Consider the following 13,584-nt stretch of genomic DNA (forward strand, 5'->3'; position numbering starts at 1 on the left):
AGTGAAGAAGGGAATAGTGTACAGGTTACAGGTTATTCCCTGTCACCTAATTAGTCTGTCAATAAATAATTGATGGATAAATTCCCTGTAGAGACGGCGATTTATCGCGTCTCTCTAACCGTCAAAATGAATTTGACAGACTACTATCACCTGTCACCTCTCCTTAATTTCAATGCCCCATAGATGAAGTTACTGCTAAGAAATATTAAAATTTCGGTTACAATAAGGCTGCATTAACTTTTATCGAAGCTGGGCAAAACGACATAGCATGAAAAACCTCCACTGTAAAGTTGTGGATGCTATTATTGCTGTTTATCCCAAAAATAAGCTGCTGCTAGCTTAGTATCACTTTGCCCAAATCGGAGTTTTCATTGGAGAAAGCCCGACTCTACAAACTTCCTGCCCAAGTGGGTATTAAAGGAACAAAGCCGAATGGCTAAGAGTAGCAAACGTGGTTAATTCGAGGTAATTACCCAGGGTAGCAGTGACAACAAAAGTAGTCCCGGCGGCTTTTGGCTTAGGGATAGCGGGTATTGCAGTTTGCCCATTCCGATTAAAATCGGGAAAAGTAGCTTAGGGATATTTGTCCGTAAAATTACTAACTGTAGACAAATACTGGTTTTTGAATCAAGCAACCTAACCTATGCCAGCGAATTCCTGGCCCGAAGAAGATTCTTATCAAGAGCTTGATCCGCTCAACTCCTTGTTGTCTGACCTATCAGTAGATGAGGAGTTGGTGTTAGAGACAGATACTATGTCTCTACCATCCCGGTTTCAAGGTCGTAGACGTAAGGCGGCTCTAGTCTTGACTATCGTCTGGAGTGGCACGATCGCTCTACATTTAGTTTCTTGGGCTTCTATATTTATTCTAGGACTGACCACCATTCTAGGATTTCATGCCTTGGTGGTAGTGTTTACTAAATCCCGTCGCTATCCAAAAGAAATACAGGGAGATTTGCCCTTTGTATCTGTGTTAGTGGCTGCGAAAAATGAAGAAGCGGTAATTGCCAAATTAGTCAAAAACCTTTGTAATCTGGAATATCCAGGTGGAAAGTATGAAGTATGGATTATTGACGATAATAGCAGCGATCGCACGCCACATTTATTAGCAGAACTAGAACAGAAACACGATCAACTGAAAGTACTCAGGCGTTCAGCAGAAGCTAGTGGCGGCAAATCAGGGGCATTGAATCAGGTGTTGCCTCTGACAAAAGGCGAAATCATAGCAGTATTTGATGCTGATGCCCAAGTGACACCAGATTTGCTGCAACAGGTAATACCTTTATTTCAAAGAGAAAAGGTCGGGGCGGTGCAGGTGCGAAAAGCGATCGCCAACGCTAAACAAAACTTTTGGACTAAGGGGCAAATGGCCGAAATGGCTCTTGATACCTGGTTTCAGCAACAGCGTAGTGCCCTTGGTGGCATTGGCGAACTGCGGGGCAATGGTCAATTTGTCCGCCGTTCCGCCTTGGAAAACTGCGGTGGCTGGAATGAGGAAACCATTACCGATGATTTGGATTTGACAATCCGCTTACATTTGGATAAATGGGATATTGAGTGTGTTTTCCATCCAGCAGTGCAAGAAGAAGGTGTGACAAATGCGATCGCACTTTGGCATCAGCGCAACCGCTGGGCAGAAGGCGGTTATCAACGCTATCTAGATTACTGGGATTTAATTCTCAAAAACCGCATGGGATGGCGCAAAAGCTGGGATTTGCTGATTTTTATGCTGATTATGTATATCTTACCCACAGCAACAGTACCGGATTTGTTAATGGCGATCGCGCGTCATCGTCCACCAATGTTAAGTCCGATCACAGGCTTGTCTATTTCTATGTCGATGGTAGGGATGTTTACAGGTCTGAAGCGGGTACGTCAAGATCAAAAATTCCCACTTTCTACATATCTTACGATGCTGGTGCAAACCCTGCGTGGCAGTTTATATATGTTGCACTGGTTAGTCGTCATGAGCAGTACTACCGCACGGATGTCGGTAAGACCAAAGCGCCTGAAATGGGTGAAAACTTTGCATACGGGGAATGGGGAATAGCCCCTTTGGGGAATTAAAAATAACAGAGGCAGGAGATAGGAGGAATAATGCCCTCTGCCTCCTGCCTTTTTCACTGAAAAACTTCGCCACTGATAGTAACATTGTAGCGATGAAAGTATCCCACGTTCAGGTCAATTAAGTTGATACTACTGTGTAGTTTATACTGAGTAAATAAATAGGTTTGAGAGTGCTAAATCGTAAATTATAGTTAGTGCAAAGCCAAAAATCTTACAAGTGTAATCTCTCTTTTAAATGCTGACTTTCGTGCCTGAGGCTCAAAGATGAAAATGACCGAGGAACAATGGCGGCCACTTATGCAACAACACTGGTTAATGCTTAAGCAGCGATATCCCATTGGTTGTAAGTTTTGGGCAAAAGTAGGACAAATCAGACCCTTTGGCATAATTGTAGAAGTCGATGATTTTCCGAAGGATCGCTACAAGTATATAGGTACAATTGATGTTGGGCATACTATTCTCTACAAAGAGGGAAGTCAACAACTACCCCCAGATCCTGCTCACTGGCCCCAAGAGGGCACGTGTATTTATTGTATGGTTTGTTATTATCGAGAACACGATAACGATATTGGACAACTTGGCTTAAGTTGGCTGGGGCAAAGCAGTCAACCTCGACCTGAAGCATAGCGATTATCCCTCACTTTAGAAGCAACTATATGGGACTTCCAAAGAATAAATTAATCAACCAAAATCGGTTCTATCGCATATTTTTTTATGGTACAGACAAAGAACTAACGAATTAAACAAAATAAACTTAATACCAATTTAATGTGAAGTTGCACATATCTAGATCCCCCTAAATCCCCCTTAAAAAGGGGGACTTTGATTCTTTTCCCCCCCTTTTTTAAGGGGGTTAGGGGGGATCGAATTCTATGCAGCTTTATAAAGAATTGGTATAACTAGTAATAAAATTCCAAATCCCAGTTAGATATAGCTTTGTAGTATTTTATTGAAACTAAAATCATTAGTAAGATATAATTATTAACATCAGCTTTTATTATTTTTCCGCATCAAATAAGTTTTATTATCTTCCCAGTTTTTAATTAAATATAAGAGCATTATTCATCATCAACTTCTGCTTCTTCTACCCATTCTGGTGTAGTTATGGAATCGGAGAATTCTGGGAAATCATCTGCAAAACGGATAATTTGTCCGTTGAAAAATTCTGCTATACGTTGAGCGGCGATCGCTACTTCATCAACTTCCCAATCAGGTGCAGGTGTTCCCTGTGGCGGTGGAGGCAAAGTTTGCGCCCCATTTCCATTTACCCCATTTCTATTTACACCATTTCCATTTACCCCATTTCCATTTACACCGTTTCCGTTTATGCCATTTCCATTTTTTGCTGCTGTCGGTGCTGGTGGTGGATTAGTTGGCTGTGATGCTTGCGGTGGAGGGGAAATTTGCTGGTTGTAACTGGGAGTAGGTGGTTGCTGAGGGCGAGTAGAGTCTTTTGGGGGAGAATTTTTTTTGGCTGAGGTAGAGTTTGAAGAAATTCCTTTTTCTATATTTATCTGGATTTCACGCTGGAAAGTCTGCTGGAAAGCTGCCGTAATCATCGGTAGATAAGATTTTCCCTTGTCATACCATGCCTGTTTAATCGCAATTCGAGCCACAACCCCGTCGAACTCTATAAGATGGCTCATTTGACGCAGCATTTCTTGCCTTGATTTTGGCTGGAGGTTAGCAAGCACCTGTTGCCAAACCTGAGTTAAGTCATATTGTGCTTCCCCAACAACTTCTGAAGTTACTGGTTCAAGGTTCCCAGGTGACACGGGTACAGATACTGGTTCTGGGGTTGGTGGTGAAACTGAGTTAGCGGCAGAATTGTGATTTGTTTGCTGTTCAACTGGGGGAGATGAAATAACGGGCTGATTTTGGGCAGTCGCTAGATGATTGGGAGATGCAGAATTATGATTTGTTTGCGGTTCAGTTAGAGGTACAGAAGAGACTGGGTGATTTTGGACAACTGCTGGAGGATAGCTTGGAGATATAGCAGGTGTGTTAACTCGCGGCGGGACAGTTGCGACTTGTGGCTGAATAGTCGTCGCACTCGGTAACAATCCGAGTAATGTTACCTCCAACCACAAACGCGGCTGGGTGGTATTTTTAATTTGCACTTCAGCTTCTCGCAAGTGTTTTTGTCCCGCCAAAATCACGCTCATATCGAAGTATTGGGCAAATTCAACCAGCGCTGTCCAGGTTTGCTGAGTACAAGCAACCAAATCGTGACGATTGGGTGCTGTTTTCGCTATGAGTAAATCGCGGTAGAAGGCGGCAAGATTTTGGAGGAGAGTCAGAGGTTCTCGACCACGATCTAGGATGTAGTGAGTACAGTCTAGAACTGCTTCTGGTTTATCTTGAGCGATCGCATTTAAAAGCCCCAATAAGTCCTGTTCGCTTACCGTCCCCACCAAATCCCAAACTCGATCGGGTGTCACTTCACCCGCTAACAAACCCAATTGATCGAGCAAGCTTTCGGCATCTCGCAACCCTCCCTGAGAAAGTTGGGCTACCAGGGTTACAGCTTCGGGTGAAATATGTATGCTTTCATAAGATGCGATCGCACTTAAATGCTTCACCATCGCTTCTAACTGAATGCGTCTAAAATCAAACCTTTGACAGCGTGAAATAATCGTTGGTAAAACCCGTTGGGGGTCTGTTGTCGCCAATACAAAAACTACGTGTCTCGGTGGTTCTTCTAATGTCTTAAGTAGCGCGTTGAATGCCTGGGTACTGAGCATGTGGCATTCGTCGATGACATAAACCTTGTAACGACACTGCACAGGAGCAAACTGCGCTTTTTCAATCAACTCGCGGATATTATCGACACCAGTATTACTGGCGGCATCGATTTCAATTACATCTAAGGCATAACCCTTGGTGATTCCCTGACAAACCTCACACACGCCGCAGGGTTCAGCCGTGGGCTTGTCACTTTTGAGACAATTGAGGGATTTGGCCAGAATTCGGGCACTAGAAGTTTTCCCCGTACCTCTAGGCCCAGTAAATAAATAGGCGGGGGCAATTTTGGATGTGCCGATCGCGTTCGTGAGGGTGGTAGCGATCGCCTCTTGTCCCACTAGTTCAGCAAAACTTTTGGGGCGATATTTGTGGTGCAGGGGTTCGTAAGACATGGAAAAATAGACTTCAATGCCTTTCAACGTGAATTAGTAGCACCGAGTCGAGTTTAGGATTCAATTATTTTAAACTCTCGTACCTGCTTTGTTTATCGATGTTGCCATAACGCTTACACTCAACTAATGCCGTCAATTTTGGCACTCAGGAAAGCAAGCAACCAGATCATAATTTTTTACTATGATTTCAACATCAATGTATCGGAATTATAGCATAGCATTTAGTACATTTGTTCTATGAAAAGAGTTAGGAGTTATAAGAATTCTCCCCCAATGCCCAATGCCCAATGCCCAAGAGAAAAATACGTTTTATTGACTGAACTAACGCCATAGTCCAGTGCGATCGCTACAATTTTAGGATAAACAAAACTCGATGGTGCAGCAGATGCTCAAGCGGCTATTTCAATGGCTCAAAAAGCTTTTTCAGAGCTTGTTCGGTGAAAAACAGACTTCCTCAAGATTTAAAGGGAATATCCAAAAAGAACCAGCACCACCCCTAAGCGATACGGATCTGGAATTTCTCTTCACTGAGCTGTTGCAAGGAGTACATCAAGCACGAGGGGAAGCCTGGGCACAAAAGTGGCTGCATAATATTGAACATCGGATTACAACTCAAGAGTGGGTTGAGTGGTTAGGGCGCTTTGGCGAAAAATTGCTAGCATCACCGACACCTAACAATGAAATGGGGGCGCGGTTAGTACAACTGGGTGAGTTGAATATCGGAGAAATCGGAGATGTTGCCTATAGTATCGGGATGCAGTTATTGACACGCAATCAAGGTGAACCAATTTGGGAATATGAAGGGCCAGATGCTCTCAGCACGACTTTAGCATCTGAGTCAAGCGCAGCCATGTCAGAATCAGTAGATACGCCACAGAACCCCCCAGAGGGAGAATACCAAACTGTCACCCTAGAAGAATTGTTTGTGATGTTACAGGAGGATGAAAACTTACGTCAGCAGATTGCTCAACAGCTTGCCGTTGAGACAGACGATCCACAAGTGCTTGTCCAAGCGTTAATCAATCAGTTATATCCTGCCGGTCAATCGACTACAGAGCAAACAGAAAATTAGTCGAATCTAGGAATTGTAACGTTGTAATGCTTTACTCTTGAAGTTTTGTATATTTTTTGCTAACCTGCTACGGAAGCTCTGTCTAGAATCTAATGGATTTTTACGTAATTGATGATTTTTTTAACACAACGATGGCTACAATCTAGAAAAACAAAATCCAATAGTGTGGCAGATGCTCAGGCGGATATCGCAGTCGCTTAAAAGATTTTTAAAGCGCCTCATTGAAAGTAAGCAGGGTAGTTCTCTCAAGGGTGCGAGAGGACGCAATCTGGTGGAGGTACTACCAGAACTAACCAATGCCGATCTGGAACAATTGTTTATCCAATTGTTAGAAGGCGTGCATCAAGCACGAGGACGACAGTGGGCATTGAGGTTTCTGCAAAGGGTCGAAAATCGGATTCCGGCTGAACGCTGGATAGATTGGTTGGTGATGTTTGGCGAAAGCTTGCTAGCTTCACCTGCACCGAATCCTCTTTTAGCAACCCAGATGGTGCAATTGGGGGAACTTGGTGTTGGCAGAATTGGAGATGTAGCTTATGACATTGGCATCCGACTGATGCAAAACTTACCTACACAGATAGAGTATCAGGAGAATTATCCCGAAGAGGACTTAGAAATCACTCCTGAACAATATGGGGTAGAAATCACCCCTGGGGAAGAACTGATCCGCAATTTGGGCGAGCAGTTATGGCAATCCGATGAGCCAGATGTCGGAGAAATCACTCCTGGGCAAGAACTGATCCGCAATTTGGGCGAGCAGTTATGGCAATCCGATGAGCCAGATGTCGGAGAAATTAGCAGCAATGAAGAAATTATCCCAACATCGCCTGGGCAAGAACTGATCCGCAATTTAGGTGAGCAGTTATGGCAATCCGATGAGCCAGATGTTGAACCAATAACGTCAGCACCTGAAAATGCCTATTTTGAGGAAAGATTCACCGAGAATTTAGAGGAACTGGTATTGGACTATGAAAGGGAAGAAGCCCAAACCACAATCCCCGAAAATCTCCCTCTCCCCGCAGCAAAAGATTCCATCACCTCATTAGCCCAACTGAGGTTTGATGATGAAGAAGTTGTTCAAAGTACAACAGGAGCAAATCTCCTTTCTACTAGACAAAGAAGTGAATTAACAACTTCTCCCTCGGTGGAAACCTGGGATAACGCTTTGACAAATTTAGAGCCAGATGTGGCTAATACGTTAGATGAGTTGTGGGTGAGATTGGATCAGAGTACCAATTTAGTCCAGCAACTTGCTTCTAACTTGGCAGTTCAAAGCAGTAATTCCCCTGGTACTATTGAGCGACATAGCGATAATCCGATTACCCACGCTCAAGGGTGGTTTTACCAAGGTCTTCAGCAAGCGAAAACAGGTGATTTATTAGGCGCGATCGCATCTTACGATCAAGCTATTGAACTTGAACCTGAATTTTCCGAATATTGGTTTAATCGAGGTTTAACACTATTCCATTTAGAACGTTTTGAAGAAGCGATCGCATCTTACGAAACCGCCATAGAACTGAAACCCGACTTCTACAAAGCTTGGTACAACCGGGGCGGAACTCTCGGAGAACTAGGATATTTTGAAGAAGCGATCGCATCTTTTGACAAAGCCATAGAAGTCAAGCCAGACTATCAAGAAGCGTGGTCTAGCAAGGGTTTGGCACTGCTGAAATTAGGTTGGCTACCCGAAGCGATCGCTAGTTATGACCAAGCCTTGCATTTGGAACCAGAAGACCAGGAAAATTGGTATCACCGAGGCATAGCCTTAGCTGTAGGCGAACAATTTGCAGAGGCGATTATATCCTACGATAAGGCGCTAGAAATTGACCCAGAGTATCACGAAGTTTGGATAGATCGGGGTGTAGTGCTGTTTAATTTAGGTAGGTGGTCAGAAGCGATCGCTTCCTGGGATAAAGCCCTTTCAGTTCAAGCCGACTTCTACTTAGCTTGGTACAACCGAGGTATAGCCTTAGACAACTTAGGTCGTCGCCAAGAAGCGATCGCCTCCTATCGCCAAGCGATCGCTATTAAACCCGACTTCCATCTAGCTTGGTATAATCAGGCAGTAGCACTGTTTTATTTAGAACAATTTGCCGAAGCCATCGCCTGTTATGACAGCGCTTTGGAAATTAAACAAGATTATTGGGAAGCTTGGATTGGTCGAGGAACTGCGATCGGTAATTTAGTGGATACTGACGCATTGCGGAATTTGTCGAATAATATTACAGCGATAAATCCCGACTTACAACAGGTTGGCTACGAAGGAAAATTAGCCAGCTATGAAGAAGGGTTAAAGCATCTGCGGACAGATACCCATCCAGAAGGTTGGGGGAGATTGCATTTAGCGATCGCTAATACTTACTACGAACAAGGCAAAAAACATCCCAATCCCCGCGATTATTGGCGCAAAGCTGCATCTGAATACCATCAAGCGCTGTTAACTCTGACACTAGAATATTTTCCCCAGTTCCACCTAGAAGTTTTACAATCTCTAAGTAAAGTCCTGATGGGTTTGGGACAAACAACACAAGTTCAAGAATTGCTGCAACGGGGTACAGATTTATTGCGACAATTGCTGAGTGAAGAAACTCGCTCAGATGAAAGTAAAAAACAGCTAGCTTTAAAATTTGCCGGCTTCGATCAATTGGCAGTTGATTTAGCAGTAGAATCTGGTGATTTAGTAGAAGCTTGGGAAATTGCTGAACAAGGTAAAAATGCTTGTTTAAATTGGTTGATTTCTGGCTGGAATGATAATATTTACTCGCCCCATTATAGTGCAATTCAACAATTATTTAATCCCACAACAGCAATTATTTACTGGCATATTAGTCCAGTAGCCTTACATACTTTCATTCTCAAAGACCAAGCGCCATCACCGATTCTCCTGTTTACACCCATGCAAGATGTCGGCGGAATACCTTTAGGAGAAGACGCTATCCGTCTCAATGAATTACCGCTACCCGAAGCAGTGCAACGCCTAATTGAATTTGAAACTTGGCTAGAAGATTGGCATCAACAATACCAAGAATATCGCACCACAGCCCAAGACAAAGAAAGTAAAAGCCAGCATTCTTGGCGAGTTGATATGGAAGACAAGTTGATGCAGCTGTATAGCATCCTGAATATTTCCACAATTACCCAGGAACTCGAAGGCATCACCCAACTGGTTTTAATTCCTCACCGCGACTTGTATAGATTGCCCATTCATACCCTTTTCCATCTCTCTTCTCAATCTCAGGAAGAGTTGCCGAATGTGGAGTCAAATTTCACCGCGATCTATCTACCTAGTGCCCAAACAGGTTTATCAATCAGAACTGAAGATATTTGGCAGTGGCAAAATCAGTTATTGCTCAGTGTTGAACATCCTGAAAGTGTAGATTATCCTCCACTAAAATTTGGCAAACTGGAGTCTGAAGTTGTTAGCCAAATGTTCAATAATATCCAACGAATTCAGGGAGCAGAAGCTACAAAAGATATTGTTGAAAATGCCTTGTTTGATAGATATAACATCTTTAATTTTACGGGGCATGTCACTAATAATTTGGCTGAACCCAAAAAATCAGAATTAGCATTAGCAGGTGAAGATAAACTTACTCTAGATGAAATTTGCCAACAAAATCTATCAAGTTACAACCTGATTACTCTCTCTGATTGTGAAAATTTAAGTTCTAGCAACTACACTATCAGCAGCGAATATTTGAGTTTAGCCAGTGGTTTTGTGAATCAAGGCGTTCCTCATGTAGTGAGTACTCTTTGGAGTGTAGAATCTTCAGCTAGTGCCTTGGTAATGATAGAGTTTTACCGGAGATTACAGCCTGATAAATCAGCAGTTACTGCCTTAGCGGAAGCAACACGGTGGCTGAAAGAACTCACTGCTGGAGAACTGACAAAATGGTATCAAGATATCTTGAATAATCTGCATCCTGAAGAATTACGAATTCAAACTTATTTAGCCACACAACTATATAGAAATAGTAAAATGGCATCAGATAAAAATCTTTATAATCATCCTTACTACTGGGCAGCATTTACAATTACAGGAAAACCGAATTAATCATTTGAGGTAGGGGCAATTCATGAATTGCCCCTACCTCAAAATATTTACTTTTAGTTTATAAACCTTTTAATTAAGTTTAATCTAACTCCCTGCGTCCTTCTAATGCTCGTGCCAGGGTTATTTCATCAGCGTACTCCAAATCACCACCTACAGGTAAACCAAAGGCAATCCGCGTCACCTTAGTAAATGGTTTCAGTAGCTGACCGATATATAGTGTTGTTGTCTCTCCTTCTACACTTGGACTAATTGCTAGAATTACTTCTTGGGGTTTTTGCTGACTTACTCGCCGTTGCAAAGCCACTATAGTTAACTGTTCTGGCCCAATTCCATCAATTGGAGAAATCACCCCACCCAAAACGTGATATTTGCCTTTATACTCCCGGGTTTTTTCCAGCGCAATCACATCGCGGGGATCTGCTACAACACAAATAGTTTTGTTGTCCCGATTGGCATTCCGGCAGATTTCACAAACAGGTTCAGCAGATAAGTGAAAGCAAACAGAACACAAACCAATCTGTTTTTTTGCCTCAATTAAAGCTTGTGCTAAAGCCTCTACTTCTGCTTCTGGACGCTTCAAAATATGCAAAGCCAGTCGTTGGGCAGATTTAGGGCCAACTCCCGGCAGACGTTGCAATTGCTCAATTAACCGTGCTAAAGGGCGTGCGTAAACCGTTGTCTTGTCTCCACTGTCTTACTACCATAACTATGATGACATTCCTACAGAATTTTGGAGTAGTCATTTAATTTATGAGAAGTCAAGCAGGCTTTACACACCCCGTCTGCTAGGTTCTAAAACATGGGTATAAACAATCGATAAGCTCAACTGTTAGACCTGTCCTGCTTCTAGGAATTGATCTAAATTCCAATGATTAATAGGACTTACGCAAAACTAGACGCTGTAGGGGCAATTCATGAATTGCCCCTACCTTAAAAATCAGGGTTTCCGCTATTGTTTGCGTAAGTATTGATTAAGTATCCCTCTCTGAAGCTTCTCAGTTTTTTGGCTTTATAGTGTAACTACAAAAAATCACTTCATAAAAGTTCGTGCAGTTTATATATAGGGAATCATAAGCAAGACAGCCTGAAAAATCTCTGGCTACATAGTAAGCATTGAGAAGAGACATACTATGACTAAGAAGACCTATCAAGATAAAGACCGTGATCTAGATGCCTTGTTGAGAGATATTGAAACGTGGTTTAGTGGACAAGGCTATCAAATACAAACTAATAAAACAGACGGAACTTGGTTCTTGCAAGCTGCAAAAACTGAGATGTGGCGAAAAGCAATTGGTGCATCTAGAGCATTCAACGTTCTGATTCAAGGACAACCGAAAGATTTTTCCGTGGAACTCAGCACTGGAGAATGGGCATCGAATTTGACTGCTGGCGGTGTTGCAGCAGTATTGACAGGTGGTGCTACTCTGCTTGTTAGTGGTCTTGCCGCAGGCTGGTCGAAGAAGATTGAGAGTGATTTGTGGAATTTTATCGACCAGAAGGTTATGTTTGGCGAAAAAGCTAAGTCTGTTCAAGAATTAGTTGTTCTGAAGACTCAAAACAGCTTAGAAGAGAAACTTAAGCAGCTTAGAGATGCTACGATCAGGGTTTCATTGATGAGATTGCGTACAATGCCAAAAAGCTAGAAATTGAAGGTCAAGTGCGGGTTACTCAGCAAAATGCCGGGACTGAAGAAAAGCTGGTGAAACTTAAGAGCTTGCTCAATGCAGGAATTTTGAGTCAAGGTGAATTTGAGATGAAGAAGGCTGAATTGATGCGAGAGTCTTCTAATTCGGAATTGGATGCCCAGATTTCTAAGCTCAATGCTGCTCTGGCTGCCGAAATTATTACACAAGAGGAGTATGAGAGCAAGAAAGCAGCGATTCAGAGAGAATCTCAACTTGCGGGTAAAATCAAGCAGCTTCAGAATGCTAGAGATGCTGGAATAATTACTGGTGAAGAGTTTGAAAATAAAAAGCTAATTCTGCAATTGAGTCCGACTTACAAAGATCATGTGAGCAGTTAATTATAGGTTTCATAGGTTTCAATAATTAAAACAGCCTAATATATCTTCAAATAAAAAAGCGCCCTCCGTTAATAGGGGGCGCTTTTTTGAATTGTAGAGACGCTATGAATAACGCCTCAAGATTATGATTAACCGTTGATAGCAGGAGCAGAAAGAGCAACAGGAGCTGCTTGTGCAGATGCCAAATCAAGAGGGAAGTTGTGAGCATTGCGCTCGTGCATGACTTCCATACCCAGGTTAGCGCGGTTGATTACATCAGCCCAAGTTGCAATCACACGACCTTCAGAGTCAATGATTGATTGGTTGAAGTTGAAACCGTTCAAGTTGAACGCCATCGTGCTGACACCCAAGGCGGTGAACCAGATGCCGATTACAGGCCATGCTGCGAGGAAGAAGTGCAGTGAACGGCTGTTGTTGAAGGAAGCGTATTGGAAGATTAGACGACCGAAGTAGCCGTGTGCTGCAACGATGTTGTAGGTTTCTTCTTCTTGACCGAATTTGTAACCGTAGTTTTGTGATTCGGTTTCGGTTGTTTCACGAACCAAGGAAGATGTTACCAAGGAACCGTGCATTGCAGAGAACAAAGAACCACCGAATACACCTGCTACACCTAGTTGGTGGAAGGGGTGCATCAAGATGTTGTGTTCTGCTTGGAACACGATCATGAAGTTGAATGTTCCTGAAATACCCAAAGGCATACCGTCAGAGAATGAACCTTGTCCGATGGGGTATACCAAGAATACTGCACTTGCTGCTGCTACAGGTGCTGAATATGCAATAGCAATCCAAGGACGCATACCTAAGCGGTAAGATAGTTCCCATTCACGACCTAAGTAGCAGAATACGCCGATCAGGAAGTGGAAGATTACCAATTGGTAAGGGCCACCGTTGTACAACCACTCATCTAAGGATGCTGCTTCCCAAATTGGGTAGAAGTGCAAGCCGATGGCGTTGGAGGATGGTACTACTGCACCGGAGATAATGTTGTTTCCGTAAATTAAGGAACCTGCTACTGGTTCGCGGATTCCATCGATGTCTACTGGTGGTGCGGCGATGAATGCGATTACGAAGCAAGCGGTGGCGGCTAGTAAGGTGGGGATCATGACTACGCCGAACCAACCGATGTAAATCCGGTTGTTGGTGCTGGTGATCCACTCACAAAATCTATCCCATACGTTGGCGCTTTCGCGGCGTTGTAAGGTTGTTGTCATTGTTTTATAAATGCGGTTAT

At 43.1% G+C, this 13,584-nt stretch carries 9 protein-coding genes; 6 read left to right on the top strand and 3 right to left on the bottom strand.

The features are described from left to right. Positions 1–643: 643 nt before the first annotated feature. Both GTQ43_RS09530 and GTQ43_RS09535 read left to right on the top strand, forming a co-directional pair. Positions 644–2,050 (top strand): glycosyltransferase, encoded by a 1,407-nt coding sequence (locus GTQ43_RS09530; RefSeq protein WP_265272380.1) that lies wholly within the window; start codon positions 644–646, stop codon positions 2,048–2,050. Between the two features lie 281 nt (positions 2,051–2,331). Next, a complete protein-coding gene (locus GTQ43_RS09535) occupies positions 2,332–2,694 on the top strand; it encodes a hypothetical protein (RefSeq protein WP_265272381.1) in 363 nt (120 codons plus the stop codon). Positions 2,695–3,125: 431 nt separating this feature from the next. Here GTQ43_RS09535 and GTQ43_RS09540 read toward each other — a convergent pair whose 3' ends face one another. Further along, a complete protein-coding gene (locus GTQ43_RS09540) occupies positions 3,126–5,204 on the bottom strand; it encodes a DNA polymerase III subunit gamma/tau (protein ID WP_265272382.1) in 2,079 nt (692 codons plus the stop codon). 385 nt (positions 5,205–5,589) lie between these two features. On the opposite strand from GTQ43_RS09540, the gene GTQ43_RS09545 reads away from it, so the two are divergent. Both GTQ43_RS09545 and GTQ43_RS09550 read left to right on the top strand, forming a co-directional pair. Then, positions 5,590–6,276 carry a hypothetical protein gene (locus GTQ43_RS09545; protein ID WP_265272383.1) on the top strand — a complete coding sequence of 229 codons (687 nt, stop codon included), beginning with the start codon at positions 5,590–5,592 and terminating at the stop codon, positions 6,274–6,276. Positions 6,277–6,448: 172 nt separating this feature from the next. Beyond that, on the top strand, positions 6,449–10,330 hold the full coding sequence (locus GTQ43_RS09550) for a CHAT domain-containing protein (RefSeq protein ID WP_265272384.1): 3,882 nt from the start codon (positions 6,449–6,451) through the stop codon (positions 10,328–10,330). Between the two features lie 79 nt (positions 10,331–10,409). Here the strand turns inward: GTQ43_RS09550 and recR are convergent, their stop codons facing one another. Continuing rightward, on the bottom strand, positions 10,410–10,967 hold the full coding sequence (gene recR, locus GTQ43_RS09555; protein ID WP_265272385.1) for a recombination mediator RecR: 558 nt from the start codon (positions 10,965–10,967) through the stop codon (positions 10,410–10,412). Between the two features lie 493 nt (positions 10,968–11,460). Here recR and GTQ43_RS09560 point away from each other — a divergent pair, with 493 nt between their 5' ends. Continuing rightward, positions 11,461–11,973 carry a hypothetical protein gene (locus tag GTQ43_RS09560; protein WP_265272386.1) on the top strand — a complete coding sequence of 171 codons (513 nt, stop codon included), beginning with the start codon at positions 11,461–11,463 and terminating at the stop codon, positions 11,971–11,973. Positions 11,974–11,987: 14 nt separating this feature from the next. Beyond that, positions 11,988–12,353, top strand: a complete 366-nt coding sequence (locus GTQ43_RS09565; protein ID WP_265272387.1) for an SHOCT domain-containing protein — start codon at positions 11,988–11,990, stop codon at positions 12,351–12,353. 128 nt (positions 12,354–12,481) lie between these two features. On the opposite strand, the gene psbA is transcribed toward GTQ43_RS09565, so the two are convergent. After that, positions 12,482–13,564 carry a photosystem II q(b) protein gene (psbA, locus tag GTQ43_RS09570; RefSeq protein ID WP_265272388.1) on the bottom strand — a complete coding sequence of 361 codons (1,083 nt, stop codon included), beginning with the start codon at positions 13,562–13,564 and terminating at the stop codon, positions 12,482–12,484. Positions 13,565–13,584 lie beyond the last annotated feature (20 nt).

This window comes from Nostoc sp. KVJ3 (assembly GCF_026127265.1).
Lineage (GTDB): Bacteria > Cyanobacteriota > Cyanobacteriia > Cyanobacteriales > Nostocaceae > Nostoc.